The organism is Rhodococcus sp. R1101 (genome assembly GCF_000278445.1).
GTDB lineage: Bacteria > Actinomycetota > Actinomycetes > Mycobacteriales > Mycobacteriaceae > Rhodococcus > Rhodococcus gordoniae.
This window is the reverse complement of the sequence record NZ_AJVB01000811.1, coordinates 1-951: the sequence shown is the minus strand read 5'-3', so window position 1 is coordinate 951 and position 951 is coordinate 1. Positions and strand designations below refer to the sequence as shown.

Annotated in this window: 1 protein-coding gene; it reads right to left on the bottom strand. The window is 68.8% G+C overall.

Annotation, left to right across the window (positions count from 1 at the left end; translation table 11 throughout):
• The coding region (locus R1101_RS0124395) for an AAA family ATPase (protein ID WP_016935750.1) at nt 1–951 on the bottom strand (951 nt) is incomplete at both ends.

Genomic DNA, 951 nt, shown 5'->3' with positions numbered 1-951 from the left:
GAGCTGCCCGGCCTCACCGTATCCGACGTAGCCGGGAGGGCGACCGACGAGCCGGCTCACGGTGTGGCGTTCGCCGAACTCGCTCATGTCGATGCGCAGCATGGTGCGCTCGTCACCGAAGAGGACCTCGGCGAGCGCCTTCGCGAGCTCGGTCTTACCGACGCCGGTGGGACCGAGGAACAGGAAGCTGCCCACCGGACGACGCGGGTCGCTCATGCCGGAGCGGCTGCGCCGCACGGCGCGTGCCACGGCGTGCACGGCTTCGTCCTGCCCGACGACGCGCTTGTGCAGCTCGTCTTCGAGAGTGCGCAGCCTCTCCTTCTCCGCGCGGGTCATCTGCGAGGCCGGGACACCGGTGGCCCGTGAGACGATCTCGGCGATCAGTTCCGGATCGACGGTGGGAGTACCCTCGCCGGTTCCGTCGCCGCTGTCGATCCGTGCCTGGAGACGGAGGATCTCGTCGCGGATGCGCGAGGCCTCCTCGTACTGTTCGGCTTCGACGGCGCGGTCCTTCTCCGCCTCGAGTTCGCCCAGCCGCGAACGCAGTTCGGTCACGTCCGTGCGGGGGGTCCGCAGGCGCAGTCGTGCACCGGCCTGGTCGACGAGGTCGATCGCCTTGTCCGGCAACTGCCGGTCGGGTAGGTACCGCATCGACAGGTCGACGGCCGCTTCGAGCGCTTCGTCGGTGTACCGGACCTTGTGGAACTCGGCGTACCGATCGGCCAGACCCTTCAGGATCGTGACGGCGTCGTCGCGTGCGGGTTCGTCGACGGTGACCGGCTGGAAACGACGTTCGAGCGCCGGATCCTTCTCGATGTGCTTGCGGTACTCGTCGAGGGTGGTCGCACCGACGACGTGCAGCTCACCACGGGCGAGCTTCGGCTTGAGGATGTTCGCGGCGTCCATCGCACCCTCGTTGCCTGCGCCCGCGCCGACGACGGTGTGGATCTC